The 22,765-nt window shown below is 72.1% G+C and carries 19 protein-coding genes and 1 pseudogene; 5 read left to right on the forward strand and 15 right to left on the reverse strand.

Annotated elements, in window-relative coordinates:
* Nucleotides 1-33 precede the first annotated feature (33 nt).
* From ACVCAH_RS22495 to ACVCAH_RS22555, 13 genes and pseudogenes are all read right to left on the reverse strand, one after another.
* On the reverse strand, nucleotides 34-1,491 hold the full coding sequence (locus ACVCAH_RS22495) for an ATP-binding protein (RefSeq protein ID WP_447138157.1): 1,458 nt from the start codon (nucleotides 1,489-1,491) through the stop codon (nucleotides 34-36).
* Between the two features lie 55 nt (nucleotides 1,492-1,546).
* A complete protein-coding gene (locus tag ACVCAH_RS22500) occupies nucleotides 1,547-2,338 on the reverse strand; it encodes a glycerophosphodiester phosphodiesterase (RefSeq protein WP_447138158.1) in 792 nt (263 codons plus the stop codon).
* A 9-nt stretch (nucleotides 2,339-2,347) separates the two neighbouring features.
* Nucleotides 2,348-2,683 carry a rhodanese-like domain-containing protein gene (locus ACVCAH_RS22505; RefSeq protein ID WP_447138159.1) on the reverse strand — a complete coding sequence of 112 codons (336 nt, stop codon included), beginning with the start codon at nucleotides 2,681-2,683 and terminating at the stop codon, nucleotides 2,348-2,350.
* Nucleotides 2,684-2,741: 58 nt separating this feature from the next.
* Nucleotides 2,742-3,683: an LCP family protein gene (locus tag ACVCAH_RS22510; RefSeq protein ID WP_447138160.1), complete on the reverse strand. Its 942-nt coding sequence runs from the start codon at nucleotides 3,681-3,683 to the stop codon at nucleotides 2,742-2,744.
* Nucleotides 3,684-3,950: 267 nt separating this feature from the next.
* Nucleotides 3,951-5,168, reverse strand: a complete 1,218-nt coding sequence (locus ACVCAH_RS22515) for an LCP family protein (protein WP_447138161.1) — start codon at nucleotides 5,166-5,168, stop codon at nucleotides 3,951-3,953.
* A 222-nt stretch (nucleotides 5,169-5,390) separates the two neighbouring features.
* On the reverse strand, nucleotides 5,391-6,611 hold the full coding sequence (locus ACVCAH_RS22520; RefSeq protein ID WP_447138162.1) for an LCP family protein: 1,221 nt from the start codon (nucleotides 6,609-6,611) through the stop codon (nucleotides 5,391-5,393).
* Between the two features lie 67 nt (nucleotides 6,612-6,678).
* Nucleotides 6,679-7,653, reverse strand: coding sequence for an NAD-dependent epimerase/dehydratase family protein (locus tag ACVCAH_RS22525; RefSeq protein ID WP_447138163.1), 975 nt, complete (start codon nucleotides 7,651-7,653; stop codon nucleotides 6,679-6,681).
* 106 nt (nucleotides 7,654-7,759) lie between these two features.
* Nucleotides 7,760-9,433 carry a solute symporter family protein gene (locus tag ACVCAH_RS22530; RefSeq protein WP_447138164.1) on the reverse strand — a complete coding sequence of 558 codons (1,674 nt, stop codon included), beginning with the start codon at nucleotides 9,431-9,433 and terminating at the stop codon, nucleotides 7,760-7,762.
* On the reverse strand, nucleotides 9,411-9,776 hold the full coding sequence (locus tag ACVCAH_RS22535) for a DUF485 domain-containing protein (protein WP_447138165.1): 366 nt from the start codon (nucleotides 9,774-9,776) through the stop codon (nucleotides 9,411-9,413). Before ACVCAH_RS22535 ends, ACVCAH_RS22530 begins: the two co-directional genes overlap by 23 nt.
* 185 nt (nucleotides 9,777-9,961) lie before the next feature.
* Nucleotides 9,962-10,498 (reverse strand): annotated as a pseudogene (locus ACVCAH_RS22540) (flavin reductase family protein); the annotation flags it as partial.
* Between the two features lie 121 nt (nucleotides 10,499-10,619).
* Complete coding sequence (locus ACVCAH_RS22545) at nucleotides 10,620-11,111, reverse strand: SRPBCC family protein (protein WP_447138166.1); 492 nt, start codon at nucleotides 11,109-11,111, stop codon at nucleotides 10,620-10,622.
* Nucleotides 11,112-11,184: 73 nt separating this feature from the next.
* Entirely contained in the window at nucleotides 11,185-12,879 is a 1,695-nt protein-coding gene (locus ACVCAH_RS22550; RefSeq protein WP_447138167.1) for an ABC transporter permease, read from the reverse strand.
* A complete protein-coding gene (locus ACVCAH_RS22555; RefSeq protein ID WP_447138168.1) occupies nucleotides 12,864-13,628 on the reverse strand; it encodes an ABC transporter ATP-binding protein in 765 nt (254 codons plus the stop codon). The genes ACVCAH_RS22550 and ACVCAH_RS22555 overlap by 16 nt, the downstream gene beginning before the upstream one ends.
* Before the next feature lie 142 nt (nucleotides 13,629-13,770).
* Here ACVCAH_RS22555 and ACVCAH_RS22560 point away from each other — a divergent pair, with 142 nt between their 5' ends.
* Both ACVCAH_RS22560 and ACVCAH_RS22565 read left to right on the forward strand, forming a co-directional pair.
* Entirely contained in the window at nucleotides 13,771-14,271 is a 501-nt protein-coding gene (locus ACVCAH_RS22560) for a SigE family RNA polymerase sigma factor (protein ID WP_447138169.1), read from the forward strand.
* Nucleotides 14,264-15,058 (forward strand): hypothetical protein, encoded by a 795-nt coding sequence (locus ACVCAH_RS22565; RefSeq protein ID WP_447138170.1) that lies wholly within the window; start codon nucleotides 14,264-14,266, stop codon nucleotides 15,056-15,058. Before ACVCAH_RS22560 ends, ACVCAH_RS22565 begins: the two co-directional genes overlap by 8 nt.
* Here the strand turns inward: ACVCAH_RS22565 and ACVCAH_RS22570 are convergent.
* The gene (locus ACVCAH_RS22570) at nucleotides 15,049-16,707 is read right to left on the reverse strand and encodes a sodium/solute symporter (RefSeq protein WP_447138171.1); all 1,659 of its coding nucleotides are present in this window, start codon (nucleotides 16,705-16,707) and stop codon (nucleotides 15,049-15,051) included. The two genes, ACVCAH_RS22565 and ACVCAH_RS22570, sit on opposite strands and share 10 nt — an antisense overlap.
* 1 nt (nucleotide 16,708) lies before the next feature.
* Complete coding sequence (locus ACVCAH_RS22575) at nucleotides 16,709-17,122, reverse strand: hypothetical protein (RefSeq protein WP_447138172.1); 414 nt, start codon at nucleotides 17,120-17,122, stop codon at nucleotides 16,709-16,711.
* A gap of 243 nt (nucleotides 17,123-17,365) precedes the next feature.
* Here ACVCAH_RS22575 and ACVCAH_RS22580 point away from each other — a divergent pair, with 243 nt between their 5' ends.
* The 3 genes from ACVCAH_RS22580 to ACVCAH_RS22590 all read left to right on the forward strand — a co-directional run bounded on the left by ACVCAH_RS22580 (nucleotide 17,366) and on the right by ACVCAH_RS22590 (nucleotide 22,612).
* Nucleotides 17,366-18,739, forward strand: a complete 1,374-nt coding sequence (locus tag ACVCAH_RS22580) for a hypothetical protein (protein WP_447138173.1) — start codon at nucleotides 17,366-17,368, stop codon at nucleotides 18,737-18,739.
* Between the two features lie 329 nt (nucleotides 18,740-19,068).
* On the forward strand, nucleotides 19,069-20,358 hold the full coding sequence (locus ACVCAH_RS22585) for a hypothetical protein (RefSeq protein ID WP_447138174.1): 1,290 nt from the start codon (nucleotides 19,069-19,071) through the stop codon (nucleotides 20,356-20,358).
* A 181-nt stretch (nucleotides 20,359-20,539) separates the two neighbouring features.
* Nucleotides 20,540-22,612: a choice-of-anchor D domain-containing protein gene (locus ACVCAH_RS22590; RefSeq protein WP_447138175.1), complete on the forward strand. Its 2,073-nt coding sequence runs from the start codon at nucleotides 20,540-20,542 to the stop codon at nucleotides 22,610-22,612.
* The last annotated feature ends 153 nt before the right edge of the window (nucleotides 22,613-22,765 follow it).

Consider the following 22,765-nt stretch of genomic DNA (forward strand, 5'->3'; position numbering starts at 1 on the left):
CACGCTCGCCCCTTCTCACCTCGCCGCCGCCGGTCACCCGCGGGGCAGCCGCACCTCTGCGACCGTACCGCCACCGGCCCTCGGTCGGAGGGATACCCATCCATTCTGCTGTTCAACGATCCGGCGGACGAGATAGAGCCCGAGACCGGCGCCGGGATAGCGCCGCCGGTCCCCGGACTCGCCCTGCCAGAACCGGTCGAACGCCCGCTCGACGTGCTCCGGCCGGATGCCGATGCCCCGGTCGCTGACCCGGAACGAGACGGTCTGCCCGTCGGAGCCGGCGGTGACCTCGATCGGCGACCCGGCCGGGCTGTACTTGCCCGCGTTCGTGCCCAGCTCGGTGAGCACCGTCGCCAGGCCGGGCCGGTAGCCGAGCGCCTTGGGCAGGTCGGCCGGCAGGTCGAGGACCAGCCGGTGACGCAGCTCGGCCGGCAGGTCGACCACCGCGGCCCGGAGCGCGTCGCCGAGGTCGAACGGGGCGGGCGGGTCGTCGCCCGGCACCGGCTCGGCGGCGGAGGAGAGCAGCCGGTCGACCAGCCGGGCCAGCTCGTTGGCGCGCTGGCCGATCACCCGGGCGGCCTGCCGGCGGTCGGTGTCGGTCAGCGACTCCCAGTGGTCGGTGAGGGTGTCCGCGTACCCCTTGATCACGGTCACCGGGGTCCGCAGCTCGTGGCTGGTGACCGCGACGAACAGGTCCCGGTCGTGGTCGCGGCGCTGCTGGTCGGTGATGTCGCGGAAGGTGACCACGCGCAGGGTGCCCGGCCCGGGCAGCTCGCCCGAGGTGATCCGCAGCCACCGGCCGTCGGGCAGCCGGTGGTCGAGCACCTGCCCGGGCGGCGGCAGCGGGAACGGCAGCGGGTGGTTGAGCGCCTGGCCGGCCGCCCGGCCGGTCACCTGGGCCGCGGCGGGATTCCAGAGCCGGACGTGCCCGTCCCGGTCGACCACCGCCAGCCCGTCCGCGAGCGCGGCCACCACCGGGCCGTCGCCGTGCACCGGCAGCCCGCTCTGGTCGCCGTACATGTGCGCGATGCAGGAGGCGAGATAGGCGAGCACGCCGTGCTGCTCGGTGCCCGGTTCCTCGTCGCCCGGCGGGTAGAAGGCGTGCAGGCTGCCGACGGCGAGCCCGCCGATCTCCGCTCGGGCGATCACGATCCGGTGCAGCCCCCGGGCGGCCAGCGCCTCGGGGATCTCGCCGGTGAGCTGGTCCGTCCGGACCTGCTGCACCCGGGGGCCGGAGAGCAGCCAGACGGTGGCCGGTTCGCTGGCCGCCAGCGGCCGGCCGAGCGTCCACTCGGCGGCGCCCGTCGCGGCGATCACCCGGCCGCCGGCCGGCGCGTACTCCATGAACGCCATGCCCACCGCGCCGAGCGCCGGCTGGGCCACCCGGAGCAGGTGGGTGAGCACCGGCAGCCCGGCGTCCCCAGAGTTGATCATCTCGATGACCACGGTGTGGCCGGCGATGAGTGCGGGGAAGTCGATGCGCTCCGGCATGCCCCGAGTGTGCCGCGCCGCCCGGCTTTCGCACACCCCCGCCCGGATCGGGCGGTCAGCGGCCGAGCCGGGCCAGCGTGTGCGCCGGACGGTCGGTGATGATCCCGTCCACCCCGGCGGCGAGCACGAGGTCCAGGTCGGCCGGTTCGTTGACGGTCCAGACGTAGACCTGGTTGCCGGCCACGCGCAGCGCCGGCACCAGCGCCGGGCGGGCCCGCACCAGGCCGATCCCCGGGCCGGCGATCCGGGTGCCGAAGGGCAGCCGGCCCAGCCGCAGCCAGCGCGGCAGCACCTCCAGCAGCAGCACCGTGGGCAGCGCGGGAGCCAGATCCCGGATCCGGCGGACCGCCAGCGGGGAGAAGGACATCACGGTGACCTGTACCGGGTCGTCCGGTTTCGGTTCGGCGAGCCCGTACCGGCGCAGCAGGGCGACGAGCCGGCGCTCGACGTTCCCGCCGTACCGGGACGGGTGCTTGGTCTCCACCAGCAGCCGGACCGGCCGCCCGGCGGCCAGTACGGCGTCGAGCAGCCGCTCCAGGGTGAGCAGCCGGGTGTGCGACTCGTCGAGCACCTCGTCCCCGTCGGCCGGTACGCAGCCCGGGTGCCAGGAGCCGAAGTCCAGCGCCTCCAGTTCGGCGAGGGTACGCGCGCTGACCAGGCCCCGACCGTTGCTGGTCCGGTCCAGCCGGCGGTCGTGCACGCAGACCAGGTGCCCGTCCCGGGTCAGCCGGACGTCGCACTCCAGCCCGTCGGCGCCCTCCTCGAGGGCGCGCAGGTAGGCGGCGAGCGTGTGCTCCGGCAGGTCGTACGAGGCGCCGCGGTGCGCGAAGACCAGGGGTTCGGCCATCCCTTCCGCCTAGAGGACCCGCCCCGGCTGCCCGTCCTCGCCGACCACCGGTCGCCCGGCGGCGGCCCACTCGCCCATCCCGCCGGCCACGTTGCGCACCTGTTCCCAGCCGTTGCGCTGGAGGTAGGCGACGACCTGGGCGGAGCGCCCGCCGGAGCGGCAGATGACCGCGACGTCGCGGTCGGTGGGCACCTCGGCCAGCCGGGACGGCAGCTCCATCATCGGCAGGTGGTGGGCGTCGGGGGCATGGCCGGCGGCCCACTCGTCGTCCTCGCGGACGTCGAGCAGGTAGGTGTCGTCGGCGATCTCGGGCACGGTCACGGTGGGAACCTGGGGTCCGAACACGGGTACCAAGCCTAGATCCTCGCCGGGCCGACCGCCGCAGCCGTGGCTGCCGGTCCGGTCACAACCGGGTCACCCAGCGGGGGTTGGCCCCGACCCAATCGGCCACCTCGGCGTCCCGGACCGCCTCGAAGAGCCCGTTGCCCCCGTTGTCGAGCACCACGTACGAGACCTGGTCGATGGTCTGTGGGTAGGAGGGGACGTGCACGCCGCGCAGCGCGTCGGCGGGCAGGTCGCGCAGCGCGACGAGCAGGTCCTCCAGCGGCACGCCGTTGGTGTCCAGGGTCAGCGAGCCGCCCACCGCCCGGATCACCTGGTCGAGCTTGATTGGGTTGGTGCGCAGCCGGTTCTCGGAAACGCGTTCCAGCATCGCCCGGAGCAGTTGCTGCTGGTGGGTCTGCCGGTCGTAGTCGCCGCCGGGCAGGTCGTAGCGCTGGCGCACGTAGTCCAGCGCCGCCGCCCCGTCCATCTGCTGACAGCCGGGGCTGAAGACGCGGTTGGTGTGGATCGAACGGACCTCGGTCTGCACGCACATCCGCACCCCGCCGAGCAGGTCGATCACCTTCCGGAAGCCGGAGAAGTCGATCAGGGCCGCGCCGTCGAACCGGATCCCGGTCAGCCGGGCCAGCGTGGCGGAGAGCAACCGCGCGCCGCCCTCGCCACCTCCGCCGTGCTCGAACACGGCATTGATCTTGTCCTGTCCGCCGCCGAAGCCGTTCCGGCCGGCCGGGATGGCCACCAGCAGGTCGCGCGGGACGGAAACCAGGTACGCCGCCCGCAGCCCGGCCGGTACGTGCACGATGAGGATGGTGTCGGTGCGCTCGTCCGGGTTGCTGTTGCCGGGGCGGGCGTCGGAGCCGACGAGCAGGTAGTTCAGTGGCCCGTCGAGGTCGGTCCGGTCCCGCCGGGCGGCCGGGTCGAGCAGTTGCTCGCGGAGCACGGCACGGTCGTACCGGTCGGTCAGGGCGCGCAGGCCGAACACGGCGAGCCCGGCCAGCAGCACGAGCGCCAGGCCGACCCGGAGCAGGACCCGGGGCCAGTGCGGCGGCGCGGTCCGGGCGCCCGCCCGGCTCCGTTCCCGTCCGTCCCACCCCGACCTGGACGTGGTGCCCTCCCCGCAGCCAGTACGTGAAACCTGCTCACGTCAGGCTACGGGCGCGGCGGACCGGATCGACCCGGTTTGTCGACATCCGCCAGGTGGTCGGCGTGGCTCGGACGACCCCGGCCACCGAGAAGCGGACGCCCGCGGACCAGGTGAAGCGGGACGCCGCTACTTGCGGGTGGAGATCACCCCGGGGTTGGCGAAGACGAACTCGGCCAGCTTGTCCTCCTTGACCGCCCGGAACATGGCCAGGGTCTCCTCGCTGAAGGTCTCCTTGCCCGCGCCGTCGCCGTGGAAGGTGCCGCCGTTGGTCTTCAGCATGGTCAACTCGTTGGCGCCGACCCCGCGCATGGTGAAGACGAAGTCGGCCACCGCCACCCCGTTGGTGTCCAGGATGAAGGCCTTGCCCGCCGCCTTGATCAGCTCGTTCAGCTTCGCCGGGTTGGTCAGCGTGCCGTTCTCGCTGGCCTTACGGGCCATCGCCTTGATCAGCTGCTGCTGGTTCTGCTGGCGGTCGTAGTCGCCGTTCTTCAGGGTCTTGCGCTGGCGGGAGTAGTCCAGCGCCTCCCAGCCCTCCATCTGGCGGCAGCCCTTCTTGTGCACCACCGGGGTCCTCGGCTTGCCGGTCTTCTTGGCGTCCGCGTTCCACATCGGCTTGCCGTCGACGTACGACATGTGCAGCGACTCGACTTCCTGGCTGACGCAGATGCGCACCGAGCCGAGGGTTTCGATGATGTTCTTGAAGCCGCCGAAGTTGATGATCGCGGCGCCGTCGAAGCTGATCCCCGTCATCTTCTTGATGGTCTGCGCCATCAGCTGGGCGCCGCCCTCCCAGCCGCCGCCGTTGCGGGCGCCGGCCTGGAAGGCTGCGTTGATCTTGTCGACCCCGCCGGCGTAGCCGCTCTTCTTGAAGGCCGGAATCTGCGCCTCGGTGTCCCGGGGGATCGAGATCAGGTACGCCTGGTCGTGGGTCGCCGGGATGTGCAGCACGATGATGCTGTCCGCGCGGACGTCGTCGGCGGCCCACCGCTCCCGGGCGTCCACGCCCAGCAGCAGCATGTCGATCGGGCCGTCCAGGCTGGCGCCACCCTCGGCGTCGCTCTTGCCGGCGTCACCGAGCAGGTTCTGCTGGGTGATGTTGCCGGTGGCCTGGTTGATCAGCATCTTGCTGCCGACGATGGCGATGCCGCTGGTCATCATCAGCACGGCGCCGAAGACCACGGTGAGCCGGGCCCAGAGCGGGTCCCTGCGGCGCGGCCGCTTCTTCGCCGGACCGCCGCCGGTCGTCGTACCCTTCCGGGGCTGCGCCGGAATCGTCGTGGACACCCGGGCGGACGCGCGGGGTGGTTCCAGCGACGGGGGGCGTCGGCTGGTCTGAACCGGCATGCGTGCTCCAGCTCGCGTGATCAGGGGGCGGCACCACTGTACGTACGGTTTCCCGTCCTGGCGAGTTCGTCTCACCGCAATTTGCCGTTGTCCTGGCGGCCATCCAGGCGATCTGACCGAACGGACAGATCAATGCGACCGGTCGGCGGTTGGCCTACCGGCGAGGTGAATCCGGGCGCTGACCCATGTTGACGTCCGTCGACGTCCCGCGCCCCGCGACGGTCAGCCGCCGTTGCCGTCCGCCTTCTGGTTGGCCTTCACCCAGTCGGCCATCGTGTCCCCGGCCATCGCCCGGTACATCGCGAGGGCCTTCTCCCGGTCGGAGACCACCACCGACTCCCCGTTGATCGTCTGGCTGCCCACGTGCGGGCTGGTGACGAAGGTGAGGTTCTGGCCGCGCAGGTTGCGGAACTGCACCGCCATGTCCATCAACGAGAAGCCCTGGTCGACGGTTACCGCGTCGGTCACCGACTGGAGGAAGTCGTGCAGCTTCTTCGGGTTGGTCAGGGTGCCGCTGCTCGCCGCCTTGTCCATCAACGCGCGGAGGAACTCCTGCTGGTGCCGCATCCGGGCGAAGTCGCCGTCCGGGAACTGCTTGCGCTGCCGGATCCAGTCCAGCGCCTCGGCGCCGTCCATGTGGTTGACGCCCTTGGTGAACGTCCGGTACGGCTTGTGGATCGAGGTGATGGTCCGCTCCACCTTCAGGTCCACGCCGCCGAGCGCGTCGGTGACCTGCTTGAAGCCGGCGAAGTCGATCGCCATCACGTGGTCGAGCCGGACGTCGGTGAAGCACTCCACGGTCCGTACCGCCAGCGGCAGCCCACCGAACGCGAACGCCGCGTTGATCTTCCCGCGCCGGCCGGAGCCGCACTCGGCGTTGGCGCTCTCCGGGATCGGCACGTAGAGGTCGCGCGGAATGGAGACCAGATAGGCCTGCTGGTGGTCGGACGGGATGTGCATGACGATGATCGTGTCGGCCCGCCACTTGCTGCTCTGGTCCACCGGGGCGTCCGGGTCCCGGGAGTCGCTGCCGACCAGCAGGATGTTCAGCGCACCCTCGACCGGCTTCACCGGCCGGCCGCCGGTGATCTCCGAGAACGGGTCGGTGCGGGCAAGGTCGTTGTTCAGGTTGCGGGCGTAGAACCAGGCGCCCGCCCCGCCGAGCAGCGCGAGCACCAGCACGGCCACGCCGGCGACCAGCGCGATCCGACCCCACCGCGGGCGCGGACCGCGCCGCTCCGGCCGGCCCGGGCCACCGGGGCCGTCCGGGCCGATCGGCCCACCGGGCCCCCCGGCCTGCGGCTCGTCCGGCGACGGGTACCAGCGCGCCTCGCCCGGGCGGGCGCGTCCGGTGGCGCTCCGACCGGGGCCGGGCACCGACGCGCGCCCGGTGCTGCGCTGCAGGTACGGGAGCGGGAGGCCGGCTGGCGTGGTCGCTGACATGTAACTCAGGGTACGTAGCCCGAGCGAGTACCGCCCTGATCCACCGGCCGGTGTTGTGCCGGCGCGGTTACCCTAGCCGCTCGCGGAAGTACTCGATCGTGCGTCGCAGGCCGTTTTCGGGCGCCACGGTCGGCTCGTATCCGAGCAGTTCGCGGGCGAGGGTCAGGTCGGGCCGGCGCATCTCCGGGTCGTCGGCGCTGCGGGTGACGTAGGTCACCTCGGAGCTGCTGCCGGAGAGTGACACGATCGTCTCGGCCAGTTGCCGCATGCTCATCTCGTGCTCGGTGCCGCAGTTGATCGGCCCGGTCTCGCGGGAGTCGAGCAGCAGCAGGATGCCGCGGACGAGGTCCTCGACATAGCAGATCGAGCGGGTCTGGTTGCCCGTGCCGTGCACGGTGATCGGCTCGCCGCGCAGCGCCTGGGAGATGAAGGTGGGGATCGCCCGCCCGTCGTCCGGGCGCATCCGCGGTCCGTACGTGTTGAAGATCCGGACGATCGCGGCGTCCAGCCCGCGGCTGCGGTGGTAGGCCATGGTGGCCGCCTCGGAGAAGCGCTTGGCCTCGTCGTAGACGCTGCGGATGCCGATCGGGTTGACGTTGCCCCAGTACGTCTCGCGCTGCGGGTGCTCCTTCGGGTCCCCGTACGCCTCGGAGGTGGAAGCCATCAGGAACCGGGCGCCGTCGGCGACCGCGCGGTCCAGCAGGTGCAGGGTGGCCACCGAGCCGACCCGGAGGATCTCCACCGGCAGCTTCTCGAAGTCGGTCGGGCTGGCCGGGGAGGCCATGTGCAGGATGGCGTCGAACCGCTCGGCCAGCGCCGGGTGGGCCGGCAGCCCGTCCGAGATGTCCGCCTCCACCAGCGTGAACCGCGGCTCGTCGAGCAGGTGGGCGACGTTCTCCTTGGAGCCGGTGACGAAGTTGTCCAGCGCGACCACCGTGCAGCCCCGGGCGATCAGGGCGTCCACCAGGTGCGACGGCACGAAGCCGGCGCCGCCGGTGACGAGGATGCGGTGATCCGGTCCGAAGCGCGCAGCAACCTTCATGGCGGTCAGCCTACTCACCGGGTGCGGTCCGGCTCCCGCTGACCGCACCCGGTACGCGGGCGGGCCCCCGGTCGCCTCGACCGGGGGCCCGCCGCACCGGACCGGCTCAGTGCGCGCCGGCCCCGGTGAGGGCGCGCACCTCCAGTTCGGCGTACTTCTCGTCGTTGCGTTCCTTCGAAATGACGGTGCCGATCCACCCGCACAGGAAGCCGAACGGGATGGAGAGGATGCCCGGGTTGGACAGCGGGAACCACTGCCAGTCCTGGTCCGGGAACATCGACGTCGCGGCCCCGGAGACCACCGGCGAGAAGAACACCAGCAGCACGGCCGAGAGCAGGCCGCCGTAGATCGCCCAGACCGCTCCGGAGGTGTTGAACCGCTTCCAGAACAGGCTGTAGAGGATCGCCGGCAGGTTGCCGGAGGCGGCCACCGCGAACGCCAGCGCCACCAGGAACGCCACGTTCAGGTTTTGCGCGAAGATGGAGAGCACGATCGAGATCGCGCCGATCACCAGCGCGGAGATCCGGGCGACCGACACTTCCTGCCGCTCCGACGCCTGCCCGTTCTTCACCACGTTGGCGTAGAAGTCGTGCGCCAGGCTCGACGACGAGGCCAGGGTCAACCCGGCGACCACGGCCAGGATGGTGGCGAAGGCGACCGCCGCGATGACCGCTAGCAGCGTCGCCCCGCCCAGGTCGCCGCCGAGGAAGTCCACCCCGAGCGCCTCGGCCAGCTGTGGTGCGGCGGTGTTGCCGGCCCGGTCCTGGGCGGTGATCGCCTCCCCGCCCACCAGGGCCGCCGCGCCGAAGCCGAGGGCCAGGGTGAGCAGGTAGAAGGTGCCGATGATGCCGATCGCCCAGAGCACGCTCTTGCGGGCCGCCTTCGCGGTCGGGACGGTGTAGAAGCGGATCAGGATGTGCGGCAGGCCGGCCGTGCCGAGCACCAGGGCGATGCCGAGCGAGAGCAGGTCCATCTTGTTGTAGAAGGTCTGCGTCGCGTTGCCGGCCACCTCGACCCCGTACCGCAGGCCCGGTTCGAGGAAGGCGCTGCCCTTGCCCGAGGACGACGCGGCGTCGCCGAGCAGCGAGGAGAGGTTGAACTTGTACTTGGCCAGCACCAGCAGCGTCATGATGATCGCGCCGCCCATCAGCAGGAACGCCTTGACGATCTGCACGTAGGTGGTGCCCTTCATGCCGCCCACCGTGACGTAGATGATCATCAACGCGCCGACCATGATGATGGTGGCGATCTTCGCGGCGTCCGCGTCCATGCCGAGGAAGGTGGTCCCCGGCTTGATCCCGAGCAGCAGCGCCACCAGGGCGCCCGCGCCGACCATCTGGGCCAGCAGGTAGAAGATCGACACGGTGATGGTGGAGACCGCCGCGGCGGTCCGCACCGGGCGCTGGCGCATCCGGAAGGCCAGCACGTCGGCCATGGTGTAGCGGCCGGAGTTGCGCAGCAGTTCGGCGACCAGCAGCAGCGCCACCAGCCAGGCGACCAGGAAGCCGATCGAGTAGAGGAAGCCGTCGTAGCCGTATAGGGCGATGAGGCCGGCGATGCCGAGGAACGACGCGGCAGACATGTAGTCGCCGCCGATCGCCATTCCGTTCTGGAAGCCGGAGAAGGACCGGCCGCCGGCGTAGAAGTCGGTGGCGGTCTTGGTCTGCCGGCTGGCCCAGATGGTGATGGCCAGGGTCACCGCCACGAAGACCAGGAAGAGCGTGATGGTGAGGTTGCGGGCGGTGGTGTCGCCCGCCTCAGCCGCGAGGACCGTGTTCATGGGTCACCTCCCCGATCTCGTCGCGGATTCGGTCGGCGACCGGGTCGATCTTCCGGTCGGCGTACCGGGAGTAGAGCCAGGCGATGAGGAACGTGGACACGAACTGGAGCAGTCCGAAGACCAGCGCGACGTTGACGTTGCCGATGAGCTTCGTGCCCATGAAGTCCCGGGCGTACGCGGACAGGATCACGTAGAGCGCGTACCACAGGAAGAACGCGACGGTCATCGGGAAGACGAAGCCGCGCAGCGCGCGGCGCAACCCGGCGAACTCGTCCGACCGCTGTACGGCGAGATACCGGTCCGGCGTGGACGCGTCGGCCGGCGCGGGTGTGTCCGTGGACATCTGTGGATCACCACCTTCACAGGCATCGGGGATTTCCGCGCACGGTAGGAAGCGCGCGGCCCGCCGGGGAAGGGTGAGATCGACGCCGGTCGCCGGCTGCGCCGAACGGCACGGTGGCTGCGCCGAGTGACCCAGCTCACTTCGACGAGCGGTCGGGTCGTGGGCCGGTTGACGGCCGGGGTGGATCAGGCCAGCTCGCGGTACCGGCCCCGGTAGTGCAGCAGCGGGTCGGTCTCCTCGGTCAGCTCGACGGCCTCGATGACGGCCTCCACCAGCAGTCCCCAGCCGTACTCCCGGGCGGTGTCCAGCCGGCAGCCGGCCCAGCCGCCGACGTCGGCCGGCACCGGGCCGTAGGGCGTGTCGGTCCACCCGCCGGTGGCGAAGAGGCCGCCGGGCGACGGAAAGAGGCCGGCGAACCGGTCGGCTAGCTGCCGGTGCGGCGGGCCCAGCGGAGCCACCGCGAACCGGCCGGCTTCCTCCGCCGCCGCCCACAGGTCGGACTCCGGGTCGATCAGGCCGAGCAGCCGGTCCGGCTCGCCCTCGGCCACCAGGGTGGACGACACCGTCAGGCCCGCCGGCCCGGGCGCCGTCCAGAGCGTCACGGGCGCGGCCAGCCGACCCCGCAGTCGGCGTACGGGGGAGCGCTGCCCGGCCGGCACGGCGAACGGATCGGTGTGGTGGATCTCGGCGCCCGGCTCATGATTCACACACCCCATTCTGCCGCCCGCCCCGCCCGGCCGTCTTGGGTCCGCCCCGTCGGCCGGCGCAGGGTGCGGCGCTTGAGATCTTGGAGGATTTCGGCCCCTCCGGGGGCCCTTTCTTTCCAAGATCTCGACAACGCCCTCAGTCGGCGGCGAGCGAGCGGCGGGCGGCGGCCAGCACCTCCGGGTCGGCGCAGCCCGCCGCGTAACCGGCGATCCGGCGGCGGATGTCCCGGCCGAGCAGCCAGACCCCGACCCGCTCGGCGACTGGGCGCAGGAACGCGGGACGGCACCGGAAGCTGTAACGCCAGGTGGCGATCGTGTGGCCGGGTTCCGGGGCGGGCGCGAACCGCCAGCCGCCGGCGAACATCTCGAAGAACCACGGCCCGCGCACCATCTTCATGCCGACGTGGCTCGGTGGCGCCCAGGAGACGTACTCGCTCACCATGACCAGCCCGTGCCGCGACCGGGTGAAGGTACGCACCCCCTTGCCGGGCCGGCTCGCGCCGTCGGTGAAGTGCTGCTCGCGGACGAACGGGTCCCATCGGTAGCGCACCGGCGCGGTGGTCTGGGAGACCGCGAAGGCCAGCTCGGGAGGCACCGGGACGGTCGCCACCGCTTCGACGACGGGCATCGGGTCATTGTGCCGCCGGCCGGCAACTCGCCGGTCGCCCCGCGCGACGCCCACCCAGCGCGGGCGCCGACGGTCAGCGGCGCGGGGTGACGGTGGCGAGCAGTTCCGGCTGCCGGCGGTCCAGCACGTCCCCGGCCAGGTACGCGCCGAGCAGGGCCGCTCCCAGGCCGTAGCCCGCGCCGACCGGCAGGGCCAGCCAGTGCCAGACGTCGCCGAGCAGCGCCGCGGCCACCACCACCGGCACGGCCGCGACCGCGGTGCTCACCATGGCCAGCAGGGTGAGGAAGCTCTTCGCTACGCCGGCGCCGCTGTTCAGCGCGAACGGGTTGCTCGTCTCCGGCAGCGCGTACGCCCCGAGCACCGAGACGAAGCTGTTCACCGCCAGCCCGGCGCCGTAGGTGGCGAGCAGGCTGCCGGCGGTCACCCCGATCCAGCCGGGCCGGCCGAGGATCACCGCCAGCGCGACCGAGACCACCCCCAGCATCGGCAGCACGTAGAGCGAGAAGGCCGCCATCCGGGCCCGCAGTTCCTGCTGGCCGGGCACGCCGGCCACCACGTGCGCGGCGTACGCGCTGCCGTCGAAACCGAACTGGTTCGCCAGGGTCACCGAGGCGAGCACGCCCACGAAGAGCATGGAGAGGCTGACCAGCACCGGCGACGAGGCGTCGGGCACGGCGAGCCCCGGGGTGTCGCCGGCGGCGAGGTTCGGGCCGCCCAGGTTGACCATGACGGGAACGAAGAGGCCGACGACCGCCACGGTGATCAGGTTCGCCCGCCGCCGGGCGTCCCGCCACCAGTAGCGGGCCTCCCGGGCCACCAGTGCGCCGAACCGGTCCCGCCGGGCCCAGCCGACCCAGCGCGGGAAGAGCTGCGCCACCGCGCCGCCGGCCGGGCCGCGCCGTGCCGGGGCGGGCCCGGCGCTCGCCGCACCGACCATCGCCGACTCCAGCGACCGGGACCACCAGGCCAGCAGCGCCAGCAGGGCGAGCGCGGTGATCAGCAGCTTGACCGGCGCGGCCCAGACCCGCCCCTCGGCCACGTCGACGCCGGCCGTCCAGGGCGCGCCGAACGGGGTCCAGCCGACCACCTCCGCCATCGGATCGAGCCGGTCCCAGTCCGTCTCGCGCAGCGCCGCCAGCCCGAAGATCTGCAGCGGGCCGAGCAGCGCGGCGGCCACCGCGAGCAGCACGGCGGCCAGGTCGCGGACCCGGCGCGAGCGGAGCATGGACGCGAACGCGCTGGTGACCGCCCGGGCGGCGGCGACGCAGAGCAGCAGCCCGGCGACCACCCCGACCACTTCGACCAGGGCCGCCGACCAGCCGCCGAGCGCGCCGGCGGTGACCACCAGCCCGGAGAGCGCGAGCAGCACCGCGACCGCCGGCACGCTCACCAGGGCCGCCGCGAGCAGACCGGTGACCAGGGTGCGGCGGGACAGCGGCAGCAGCGCGAACCGGGCCGGGTCGAGCGTCTCGTCCACCCCGAAGAAGACCAGCGGCAGCAGCAGCCAGCCGAGCACCATCAGGCCGCCGCCGAACGCGGCGACCATCAGTGCGTACCGGTCGCTGCCGGCCAGGCCGGGGGCGGCGAACAGGAAGAAGCCGCTGCCGGCGAACCAGAGCCCGACCACCGCGCCGGCCCCGTAGAGCGCGATCCGCCAGCCCTGGCCACGGAAGTTGTTGGCCATCACCCGGAGCTTGAGCCGGACGAAGTGGCGCGCGGACACCCGGCGGGCGGCCGGGCCGGCCGGGGCGGTCACCGGGACAGCCACGCCAACTCCTCACCGGTCGCCGTCCGCCCGCCGACCACCTCGACGAAGACCTCCTCCAGCGAACGGTCCCCGCGGACCTCCGCCAGCGTGCCGACCCGCTTGATGGCGCCGGCGGCCAGGATCGCGACGTGCGAGCAGAGCCGCTCGACGACCTCCATCACATGACTGGAGAAGACCACCGTCCCGCCGCCGGTCACGTACCGCTGGAGGATGTCCCGGATCAGCGCGGCGGAGACCGGGTCGACCGCCTCGAACGGCTCGTCGAGCACGAGCAGCCGCGGCCCGTGCAGCAGCGCGCAGGCCAGGCCGATCTTCTTCTTCATGCCGGCGGAGTAGTCGACCACCAGGGTCCGCCCGGCGTCGCCGAGCGCGAGCACGTCGAGCAGCTCGGCCGCCCGCTGGTCGACCACCGCCGGGTCCATGCCGCGCAGCAGGCCGTGGTACGCGAGCAGCTCCGCGCCGCTGAGCCGGTCGAAGAGGCGTACCCCGTCCGGCATGACGCCGAGCAGCTGCTTCGCCCCGACCGGGTCGGCCCAGACGTCGTGCCCGAGCACCCACGCCCCGCCGGCGTCCGGGCGGAGCAGCCCGACGGCCATCGACAGGGTGGTGGTCTTGCCGGCGCCGTTGGGGCCGAGCAGGCCGTAGAAGGAACCGGCCGGCACGTCGAGGTCGACGCCGGCCACCGCGACCTTGGCGTCGAACCGCTTCGCCAGGCCACGCAGCGACAGGGCGGAGTGCTCACCAGTCATGGATCCGACCGTATCCGTCCGCGACCAATTGCTGGTCCGGCCGAGGAATGATCCGCTGTCATCCCGCAGGCGTATCCGGGTCACGTGCAACCGACCGGCCGGGTGGCGGGTGACAGTCGCAGGAACGGCGGGCGGAGGCCGGATGGACACCGAAGCGGGGTTCGAGGAGTTCTACCGGACCACGAGACATCGGGTGGTCACCGTGCTGTACGCGCTCGGCGGCGACCTCGGCGAGGCACAGGACGCCGCCCAGGAGGCGTACGTGCGGGCCTGGCAGCGCTGGCGAAAGATTCGCGACTACGGCGACCCGGAGGCGTGGGTGCGTACGGTCGGCCACCGCCTGCTGGCCAACCGCTGGCGCAAGATCCGCAACGGCAGGGCCGCATATCGCCGGCACGGTGTCGCCCCCAGCGTCGGGCCGCCGTCCGAGGACACCGTCGCACTGGTCACCGCGCTCCGCCGACTGCCGGCGGAACAGCGGGAAGCCATCGTGCTGCACCACCTGGCCGACCTGTCGGTGGCGCAGATCGCCGCGCAGACGGGTGCGCCGACGGGCACGGTCAAGGCCCGCCTCGCCCGCGGCCGGAAGGCCCTGGCCGACCTGCTCGGCACCACCCTCCCCGAGGAGGTCAGCAATGCCTGATCCGCTCTTCATCGGCCTGTTCCGGGACACCGAGCAGCTGACCTGGGCGTCCGTGGAGGAGGTACGCGGGCGCGCCCGGCAGTTGACCCGCCGGAAAATCGCCACGGTGTTGGCCGGCGTGGTCGCCGTCTCGGTGGTCGCGGCCGGCGCGGTGGGCCTGGCGAGCCGCCCGGACGCCGCCCCGCGGCCGCTGCCGCCGGCCACCGGCTCGCCCACCCCTTCGGCGGCGCCGACCCTGCCGCCCGCACCCTGGCCGACCCCCGATCCGGACGAGCCGCCGATCGAGGACGGGGCCATGCTCCAACCTGGCGACGTGACGGCCGGCTACCGTCTGGCCAGGGACGAGGCAGACGACGGCTGGAGCTTCACGTCCCGGACGGCCGGCTGCCTCGATCCGGACCACCCGTTGCGCCGCCACATCCCGCCGCGGGCCGAACGGGAACAGACCTTCCAGCGTGGTGCGGACGAACTGCTCTCCGAGCGGGTGCAGCGGCACTTCAACACGAACCGGGTCTTGTTCGTGGTGCGGGCCACGGTCGAGGTCTGCCGCGACGAGAGAGTCGCGCTGACCGTGCTCGAGAATGTCCCCTTGCGGTTCCCGCAGTGGAAGGAGTTGCTGGTGGTCCGGGTCGATCACGCCGGCGGTGGCAGTTCGCTGCACGTCTTCGTCGCGGCGGGGGAGCTGTTCGCCGAGGTGTGGGGACGCGGGCTGATCGATCCGGCGGAGGCCGGACGCCTCGCCCAGCGGGCGACCGACCGGATCTGCGACGTGCAGCTCTACTGCTGACGTCCCGACTGGAGACGCAGCGACTCCGGGGTGTGCAGGCGGAGCATGGTGGCCCCGACGTCGGCCGGCGCCCGGCGGCGGGTGGCCAGCGACACCGCCACCATCACGGTGAAGGCGAGCGGCACCGTCCAGGCGGCCGGCTGCGCGGTGAGCGTGGCCGGCCAGCCGGACAGCGGCGGCCCGACCACGGTGACCAGCACCGCGACGATCGCGGCGCCGCCGCCGACCAGGATCCCGGCGGCGGCGCCCAGGTCGGTCAGCCCGCGCCACCAGATGCCGAGCACCAGCAGCGGACAGAAGCTGGACGCGGCGACCGCGAAGGCCAGCCCGACCACCTGCGAGACGTCGAGCCCGGCGAGATTGAGCGCCAGCACCGTCGGCACCGCGCCGGCGATCACGGTGGCGAGCCGGAAGCCGCGTACCGAGCCGCGCCCGAGCACGTCCGTCGAGATCACCCCGGCGACGCTGGTGAGCAGCCCGGACGAGGTGGAGAGGAAGGCCGCGAACGCGCCGGCCGCGACCAGCGCGGCGAGCAGCCGCCCGGTGGTGCCGTCGCCGAGCACGGCCTCGGGCAGCAGTACCACCACCGCGTCGGTCTGCCCGGTGACCAGCAGTTGCGGGGTGTAGATCCGGCCGAGCACCCCGTAGATGGTGGGGAGCAGGTAGAACGCGCCGACCAGGGCGAGCACCACCAGGGTGGTGCGGCGGGCGGCCGCACCGTCCGGGTTGGTGTAGAAGCGCACCAGCACGTGCGGCAGTCCCATGGTGCCGAGGAAGGTCGCCAGGATCAGCGAGTAGGTCGCGAAGAGTCCCCGGTCGTCGTCCCCGGCGGTGCTGGGCAGCAGCCAGTCTGCGGCATCGGTGGCCACCCCGGAGACCTCCGGCACCGGGTCACCGGCGGCGAACGTCAACTCGTCGCCGGGGCGTACCTCCCGGGTCCGGCCGTCGGGCAGGGTGAGCGTCGCGCGGTGCTCGACCACGACGGTGGTCGCGGTCCGGAACGTCGGCCCGTCGGGCGGGGTCACCGCCGGGCGGGCGTCGGCCTGCCACTGCAAGGCCAGGAAGATCGCCGGTACGGCGAGCGCGGTCAGCTTCAGCCAGTACTGGAAGGCCTGCACGAAGGTGATCGCGCGCATGCCGCCCAGCGCCACGTTCGCGGTCACCACCACGGCCACCACCAGCGCGCCCACCGGGTACGCGGCGCCGGTCACCGTGGTCAGGGTCAACCCGGCCCCCTGCAACTGCGGCACCAGGTAGAGCCAACCGATGAAGATCACGAAGACGGTGGCCAGGGTGCGCAGCCGGCGCGAGCCGAGCCGCAGCTCGCAGAAGTCGGGCAGGGTGAACGCGCCGGAGCGGCGCAGCGGCGCGGCCACGAAGAGCAGCAGGGCGAGGTAGCCGGCGGCGAAGCCGACCGGGTACCAGAGCACGTCCACGCCGTACTTGAGGACCAGGCCGGCGACGCCGAGGAAGCTCGCCGCAGAGAGGTACTCCCCGCCGATCGCCGCCGCGTTCCAGGTGGGGCTGATCACCCGGGAGGCGACCAGGAAGTCGGAGGTGGTGCGGGCCAGCCGCAGCCCGTAGAAGCCGATCCCGACGGTCACCAGGGTGACCGCGACGATCGCCGGCACCACGAAGCTGTTGCCCACCTCAGCGCTCCGGTCGCTGGACCAGGTCGGTGAAGTCCTGCTCGTTCCGCTCGGCCAGCCGCACGTACGCCCAGCCGACCGCGATCAGGAACGGAAACGACACCACCCCGAGCAGCAGCCAGGGCAGGTTGACGCCGAGCACGGTGACCCGGCCGACCGAGGGCGCGATGGCGAAGAGCCAGGGCAGTCCGCCGAGCCCGATCGCGACCACCAGGGACAGCCGCAGCGCCAGCGCCAGTTGGGCGCGGACCAGGCCACGGACCAGCGCCTCGCCGACGCGGGTCTGCTGGGCCAGTTCGGTGCGGGTGCGGTCGGCCCGGTCGTCCCGTCGGGAGACCTCGGCCAGCACGATCCGGGCGCGCCGGGGCGGCTCCGGCGCCCGGGGCGCCGGGACGGGATCGTCGGCAGCGGCCACCTGGGCAGTCTCACCTGCTCAGCCCGAATGTCAAGGGGAAGCGGGGGCCGGTGTGGACAACCTGTGGAAAACGCTTCACCCCTGTGGATAACTCGGTTCACGGTTCTTTAAGGGACCATTAAGTCCCGATTCGTCCATCAGCTGATTTCCACTCTGACTCCGCCGTATCGGCCTTGCCGGCATTGACCCCGACACCTACGCTGAGGCGGCAATTCCCTGTTCCTCTTCTTCCACGGGGTTTCTATGCGCAAATTCCGCACTCTGCTCGGCGTCACCCTCGCCGGAGCATGTGCACTGGCCGTGGTGCCGGGTACGGCATCGGCGGCTCCGACCGCGCCGCAGCAAGCTGCGGCCGCCATCGAAGACACCACCGGCGCCTACTACGCGCTCAACCCGGCCCGGCTGCTCGATACCCGCAGCACCGGTGCGATCGGCGCGGGCGGCAAGGTCGATCTCCTGGTCGCCGGCCGAGGCGGCGTGCCGGCCGTCGGTGCCGGCGCGGTCGTGCTGAACGTGACGGTCACCGGCCCGACGGTCGGTGGCTTCGTCACCGCCTACCCGACGGGTGAGGCGCGGCCGAACGCGTCCTCGCTCAACTTCCCCAAGGGCTGGCTCGGCTCGAACAACGTCATCGTCAAGCTGGGCAGCGGCGGCAAGGTCTCGCTCTACAACCACCTCGGCTCGACGCACGTGGTCGTGGACGTCGTGGGCTTCTACGCCGCCGACAACGGCATGACCAACCGGAACGGCCTCGAGTACCAGGCGTACCTGCCCGAGCGGCTCTGGGACACCCGCTCCGACGGCACCGGCAAGCTGCCGGCCAACTCCTGGATCGACTACTCGCTCGACTTCGCGGAGTTCAACCCCAACGTCAAGGCGGTCGTGGTCAACCTGACCGCGGTGTCGCCAGCGGCCGGTGGCTTCCTGACCGCGTGGTCCGGCGCCGGTAGCCGGCCGAACGCCTCGACGGTCAACTACGCCGTGGGCAAGAACGTGCCCAACCTGGCCTACATCCAGACCACGCCGTGCCTCGGCTACGGCGACGACTGGTGGTGCACCGCCGGTGCGCCGAAGTGGCGGGTCTACACCTCGCAGTCCGTGCACCTCCTCACCGACATCGTCGGTGCGATGGACGACGGCACGATGGGCGACGGCCTGCGGTTCAAGCCGATGAGCCCGACCCGGATCGCCGACAGCCGGATCGGCCAGGGCATGCCGGCAGCGCTCGGCCCGAACTCGGTCCGGACGATCACCCCGCCGGCCGGGATGGTCACTGACGCGACCTGGGCGCTGGCCACCAACGTGACCGCGGTCGCGCCGAGCTCCAACACGGTGATCACCATGTGGCCCGCCGGGTACGAGCTGCCCAAGCCGAACTCCAGCAACCTCAACCCGTACGCCGGTGTGACGGTGTCGGCCGGGGCACTGCCGCTGACCGGCGTGAACGGCACGATCAACGTGCACAACCTGCTGGGCACCACCCACTTCCTGATGGACGTGGTGGGCGAGTTCTACCTCCCGGCGCCGGCGGCGGGCACCTCCGCCGCCACCGCGAAGGCCGCCGTGAAGCGGCCGGTCGGCGAGGGCGCGCACAGCCCGGTCTCGACCGGTAAGTAAGCACGTCCGAGAAAGGGCGCCCCGGCCGTCGGCCGGGGCGCCCTTTTCGTGTCGCCGGCGTGCCCCGGATGCCGACCGACCTGGCACGGAAGCAGCAGACACGCAGGTCAGAGGCTTGCTGCCATAGATGGGTCGCCTAATCTGAGCGGGCGAAGCCCTGCTTCTCCCCCTCCCCGGGTCGGCATCGGCGGATACTGACGACGTCGGTCCACACCGGCCTGATCAAGTCGAACGGTCGGGAGTGTTGCCGGGACGTGGTCTTGTCGACCGTGGTCTTCGCTCCTAGTCTGGGCCGACCGATCTTCGCCCATCGTTCTCACGGGGACCGAATGCGAATACTCCGCGCACTGCTCAGCACGGGCGTCACCCTGGCCACGACCTGCGCGCTCGCGGCCGCCCCGGCCACCGCGCAGCCGCAGGCGGCGAGCGCCGCCGTGGACGTGACCGGCACCTACTACCCGGTCGCTCCGACCCGGCTGATGGACACCCGAGAGGGCCTGGGTGCGCCGCAGGCCATGATCGGTCCCTCGGGCCAGGTCGACCTCCAGGTCGCCGGGCGGGGCGGCGTACCGGCCAGCGGGGTCGGTGCGGTCGTCCTCAACGTGACGATCACCGGCCCGACCGCGGGCGGCTTCGTCACGGTCTATCCAGCGGGTCAGCCCCGCCCGAACGCATCCTCGGTCAACTTCGCCAAGGGGTGGCTGGGCTCCAACAACGTCACGGTCAAGCTCGGCTCCGGCGGCCGCGTGTCGGTGTTCAACCGGAACGGCGAGACGCACGTCGTGGTCGACGTGGTCGGTTTCTACGCGGCCGACAACACCCTGGCCAGCCGGGGGATCGGCAGCTTCTACCACCCGCACCGGCCGGGCCGGATCTACGACAGCCGGACCGACCCGAACACCGGCGGCCAGAAGCGCTGGGCCGGCAGTCACCTGCACCTGACGCGGCTGCTCGGCGGGGACAACCCGCACGCCCGGGCGCTGGTCGTGAACATCACCGTGGTCGACCCCGAGCAGGACGGCTTCGTCACGGCCTGGTCGGGCGCCGGTGACCGCCCGACCGTCTCCACGGTCAACTTCCGAGCCGGCACCGTCACGCCCAACCTGGCCATCGTCCAGACGCGACCCTGCGACGGCGAGCTCTGCTCGCCGGACGGAGCCCCGACCTTCTCCATCTACACCTCGGCCACCGCACACATCGTGGTGGACGGCTTCGGGATGATGGACGACGGGACGGTGCTCCACGGCTACCGGTTCCAGCCGTTGAACCCGACCCGGATCGTCGACAGCCGCACCGGTCTGGGCACGGCGGGCGCGCTCGGCGCCGGCGACATCCGCAAGGTGACCCCGCCGTCGGCGATGGGGACCACGGAGGACGTGGCTCTGGCGATGAACGTGACGGCCGTGGCGCCGACGGGGCACACCGTGCTCACCGTGTGGCCGGCCGACTGGCCCGACTACGGCGTCCCGGACGCGAGCAACCTCAACCCGGCGGCCGGGCAGACCGTCTCCGGCGCGGTGTTCGGCGAGCTCGGTCCGTACGGCAAGTTCAACGTGCGCAACCACGCGGGCAGCGTGAACGTGGTCGTCGACGTGGCGGGCCGCTTCTACCGGCCCTGACGCACCGGCGGGCGCTGGCCGGAGGTGATCCGGGCAGCGCCCCCACCGCCGGCGATCACCGCCCGGTTCCCCGGGTGCTTCGCCCGGGCCCCACCGCGGTACTGCTGACCCCCTGCCGGCCCCGTGATGCCCTACGCTGAGCCGGCGAATTCTCGTTCATCTTTCTTCCCACGGGGTTTTCATGCGTATCTTCCGCGCCCTGCTCGGCATGGGCGTCGCCACGGCATGCGCCGTGGCCGGACTGCCAGGGGTCGCCGTCGCCGACGCGACGACGCCGACCAGCATTCTCGTCGTCGACGCGGGCGACCAGACCCGGTTCGGCTACGGCATCTACAGCGGTGTCTTCGACAGCCGCTACGAGGAGGTGCAGACCGGCCTGGGTGGCCGGGACGCGCTCACCATGACGGCGCACTTCCGGGCCGGCACCGTGCACGACTGGACGGGCGTGCACGTCACGCCGCCGGAGGGCGAGACCTGGCAGGCAGGACGCACGTACGCCACGGCCGAGGGCGGCATCGCCGCGCGGTTGAGCGTCGACGCCAGCGGACGGACCTGCACCGGCACCGGCCAGATCACCGTGCGGCAGGTCGCCCGGGACGCCGAGACGCAGCAGTTGACTGCGTTCGCCGCGGCGTACGCGTTCCGCTGCAACGACGACAGCGGCGTCATCGACGGTGAGCTGCGCTGGAACTCCGACCTGGACTACCAGGCCGTCTCGTACGCGTCGCCCCTCGACTTCGGGCCGGTCGAGATCGGCGCCGCGCCGCGGACCCGCACCGTCACCCTCACCTCCACGGGGACCGTGCCGGTGACCTTCGGCGCGCTGACCGTCGCCGGACCCGATGCGGCGACCTTCCAGGTCACCGGCAACGACTGCACCGGCCGCACGCTGGTGTTGGGCGACGACTGCACGCTGCAGGTGGCGGCAGGCGTCACCAGCACCGCGGTCAGGGCGGCGACGATCTTCCTCGCCGACGACACCAGTCACGGCTCCCGTCGCGTGCGGTTGAGCATCAGCGGCTACCACAACGCCGTCGGCACCTACTATCCGCGCCAGGGGCGGATCCTCGACACCCGCGTCGACGGCACGGCACCGGCCCCGATCGGCCCGGCCGGCGTGCTCGACCTTCAGGTCGCCGGCCGGGCGGGAGTGCCCGCCGAAGGGGTCGGGGCCGTGGTCGTGAACGTGACGGTGGTCCGGCCAACCGCTGGCGGCTACCTGACGCTGTACCCGGCGGGCGAGAGCCGGCCGACCGCCTCGTCGATCAACTTCGCCGCCGGCTGGCTCGGCTCGAACCTGGTCACGGCCAAACTCGGCGCCGGTGGCAAGATCAGCATCTACAACCACACCGGCGCCACGCACGTCGTGGTCGACGTCGTCGGCTTCTACGCCGCCAGCGACGCGGCCCGCGGGCACCTGGAGCCGGTGGGTGGCCAGGTACATCCGGTCACGCCGATCCGGCTCTTCGACACCCGGGTCAGCGGTGGGGCGCTGTCGGCCGGGGAGACTCGTCGGGGGTGGGTGGACTTCGGCCCCGAGCTGGATACGTCCGCCCAGTCCCTGATCGTCAACATCACCGTGGTGGCCCCCGAGAAGGGCGGTTTCCTGACCGCCTGGGCCGGCGGCGGCGATCGACCGGGAACGTCCACGGTGAACTACGACGCGGGCCGCACCGTCCCGAACCTGGCGGTTGTGCAGACCATGCAGTGCCACGGCTGCGGCACCGTCAACGTCCAGGCGACGTTCTCCCTGTACAGCTCGCAGAAGGCGCACGTGGTGGTGGACCTGGTCGGGGTGGTTGCTGGCACGGACGTCCCGAACGGCCTGCGGTTCACCCCGAAGAGCCCCACCCGGATCGTGGACAGCCGCTACGACCAGGGCACCACCGACGCCCTCGGTGCCAACGTGACCCGGAAGGTCACCACTCCTGCCGCGCTGATCACCGACGCCACCCGGGCACTGGCCATGAACGTGACCGCGGTGTCGCCGACGAGTGGCACGGTGATCACGGTGTGGCCGGCCGACACGGGCGCCACCAGGCCGACGGCCAGCAACCTGAACCCGGCCGCGGGGCAGACCGTCTCGAACGCCGTGCTCTCCGGCATCGGCCCGGCGGACGCGTTCCACCTGCACAACCTCCTCGGCTCCACGCACCTGGTGGCGGACGTGGTCGGCACCTTCGAGCTCTACCCGTACACGGTGGGCACCGGGGAGGGCTTCCGGGTCCACGCCTCCGGCATCCGTACCTGGTAGGCCGGCAGGTCAGTGACGAGGGTGCCCCGACCTGTCGGGGCACCCTCGTCGCGCTTCCGGCGCCAGCGGCCGGGGGCGAAGAGGGCTCCTTGCCGCGATCCGAGCACCGCCCTACGCTGGGCCGGCAATTCTCCCGCCTCTTGAGCAAACGGG

The sequence above is a fragment of the Micromonospora sp. LZ34 genome (assembly GCF_052981855.1).

Excerpts from the sequence above, each read along its gene's own strand:
- ACVCAH_RS22495 (WP_447138157.1), bottom strand. The coding sequence starts at position 1,491 with ATGCCGGAGCGCATCGACTTCCCCGCACTCATCGCCGGCCACACCGTG.
- ACVCAH_RS22500 (WP_447138158.1), bottom strand. The coding sequence starts at position 2,338 with ATGGCCGAACCCCTGGTCTTCGCGCACCGCGGCGCCTCGTACGACCTG.
- ACVCAH_RS22515 (WP_447138161.1), bottom strand. The coding sequence starts at position 5,168 with ATGCCGGTTCAGACCAGCCGACGCCCCCCGTCGCTGGAACCACCCCGC.
- ACVCAH_RS22520 (WP_447138162.1), bottom strand. The coding sequence starts at position 6,611 with ATGTCAGCGACCACGCCAGCCGGCCTCCCGCTCCCGTACCTGCAGCGC.
- ACVCAH_RS22525 (WP_447138163.1), bottom strand. The coding sequence starts at position 7,653 with ATGAAGGTTGCTGCGCGCTTCGGACCGGATCACCGCATCCTCGTCACC.
- ACVCAH_RS22530 (WP_447138164.1), bottom strand. The coding sequence starts at position 9,433 with ATGAACACGGTCCTCGCGGCTGAGGCGGGCGACACCACCGCCCGCAAC.
- ACVCAH_RS22535 (WP_447138165.1), bottom strand. The coding sequence starts at position 9,776 with ATGTCCACGGACACACCCGCGCCGGCCGACGCGTCCACGCCGGACCGG.
- ACVCAH_RS22545 (WP_447138166.1), bottom strand. The coding sequence starts at position 11,111 with ATGCCCGTCGTCGAAGCGGTGGCGACCGTCCCGGTGCCTCCCGAGCTG.
- ACVCAH_RS22555 (WP_447138168.1), bottom strand. The coding sequence starts at position 13,628 with ATGACTGGTGAGCACTCCGCCCTGTCGCTGCGTGGCCTGGCGAAGCGG.
- ACVCAH_RS22560 (WP_447138169.1), top strand. The coding sequence starts at position 13,771 with ATGGACACCGAAGCGGGGTTCGAGGAGTTCTACCGGACCACGAGACAT.
- ACVCAH_RS22565 (WP_447138170.1), top strand. The coding sequence starts at position 14,264 with ATGCCTGATCCGCTCTTCATCGGCCTGTTCCGGGACACCGAGCAGCTG.
- ACVCAH_RS22580 (WP_447138173.1), top strand. The coding sequence starts at position 17,366 with ATGCGCAAATTCCGCACTCTGCTCGGCGTCACCCTCGCCGGAGCATGT.
- ACVCAH_RS22585 (WP_447138174.1), top strand. The coding sequence starts at position 19,069 with ATGCGAATACTCCGCGCACTGCTCAGCACGGGCGTCACCCTGGCCACG.
- ACVCAH_RS22590 (WP_447138175.1), top strand. The coding sequence starts at position 20,540 with ATGCGTATCTTCCGCGCCCTGCTCGGCATGGGCGTCGCCACGGCATGC.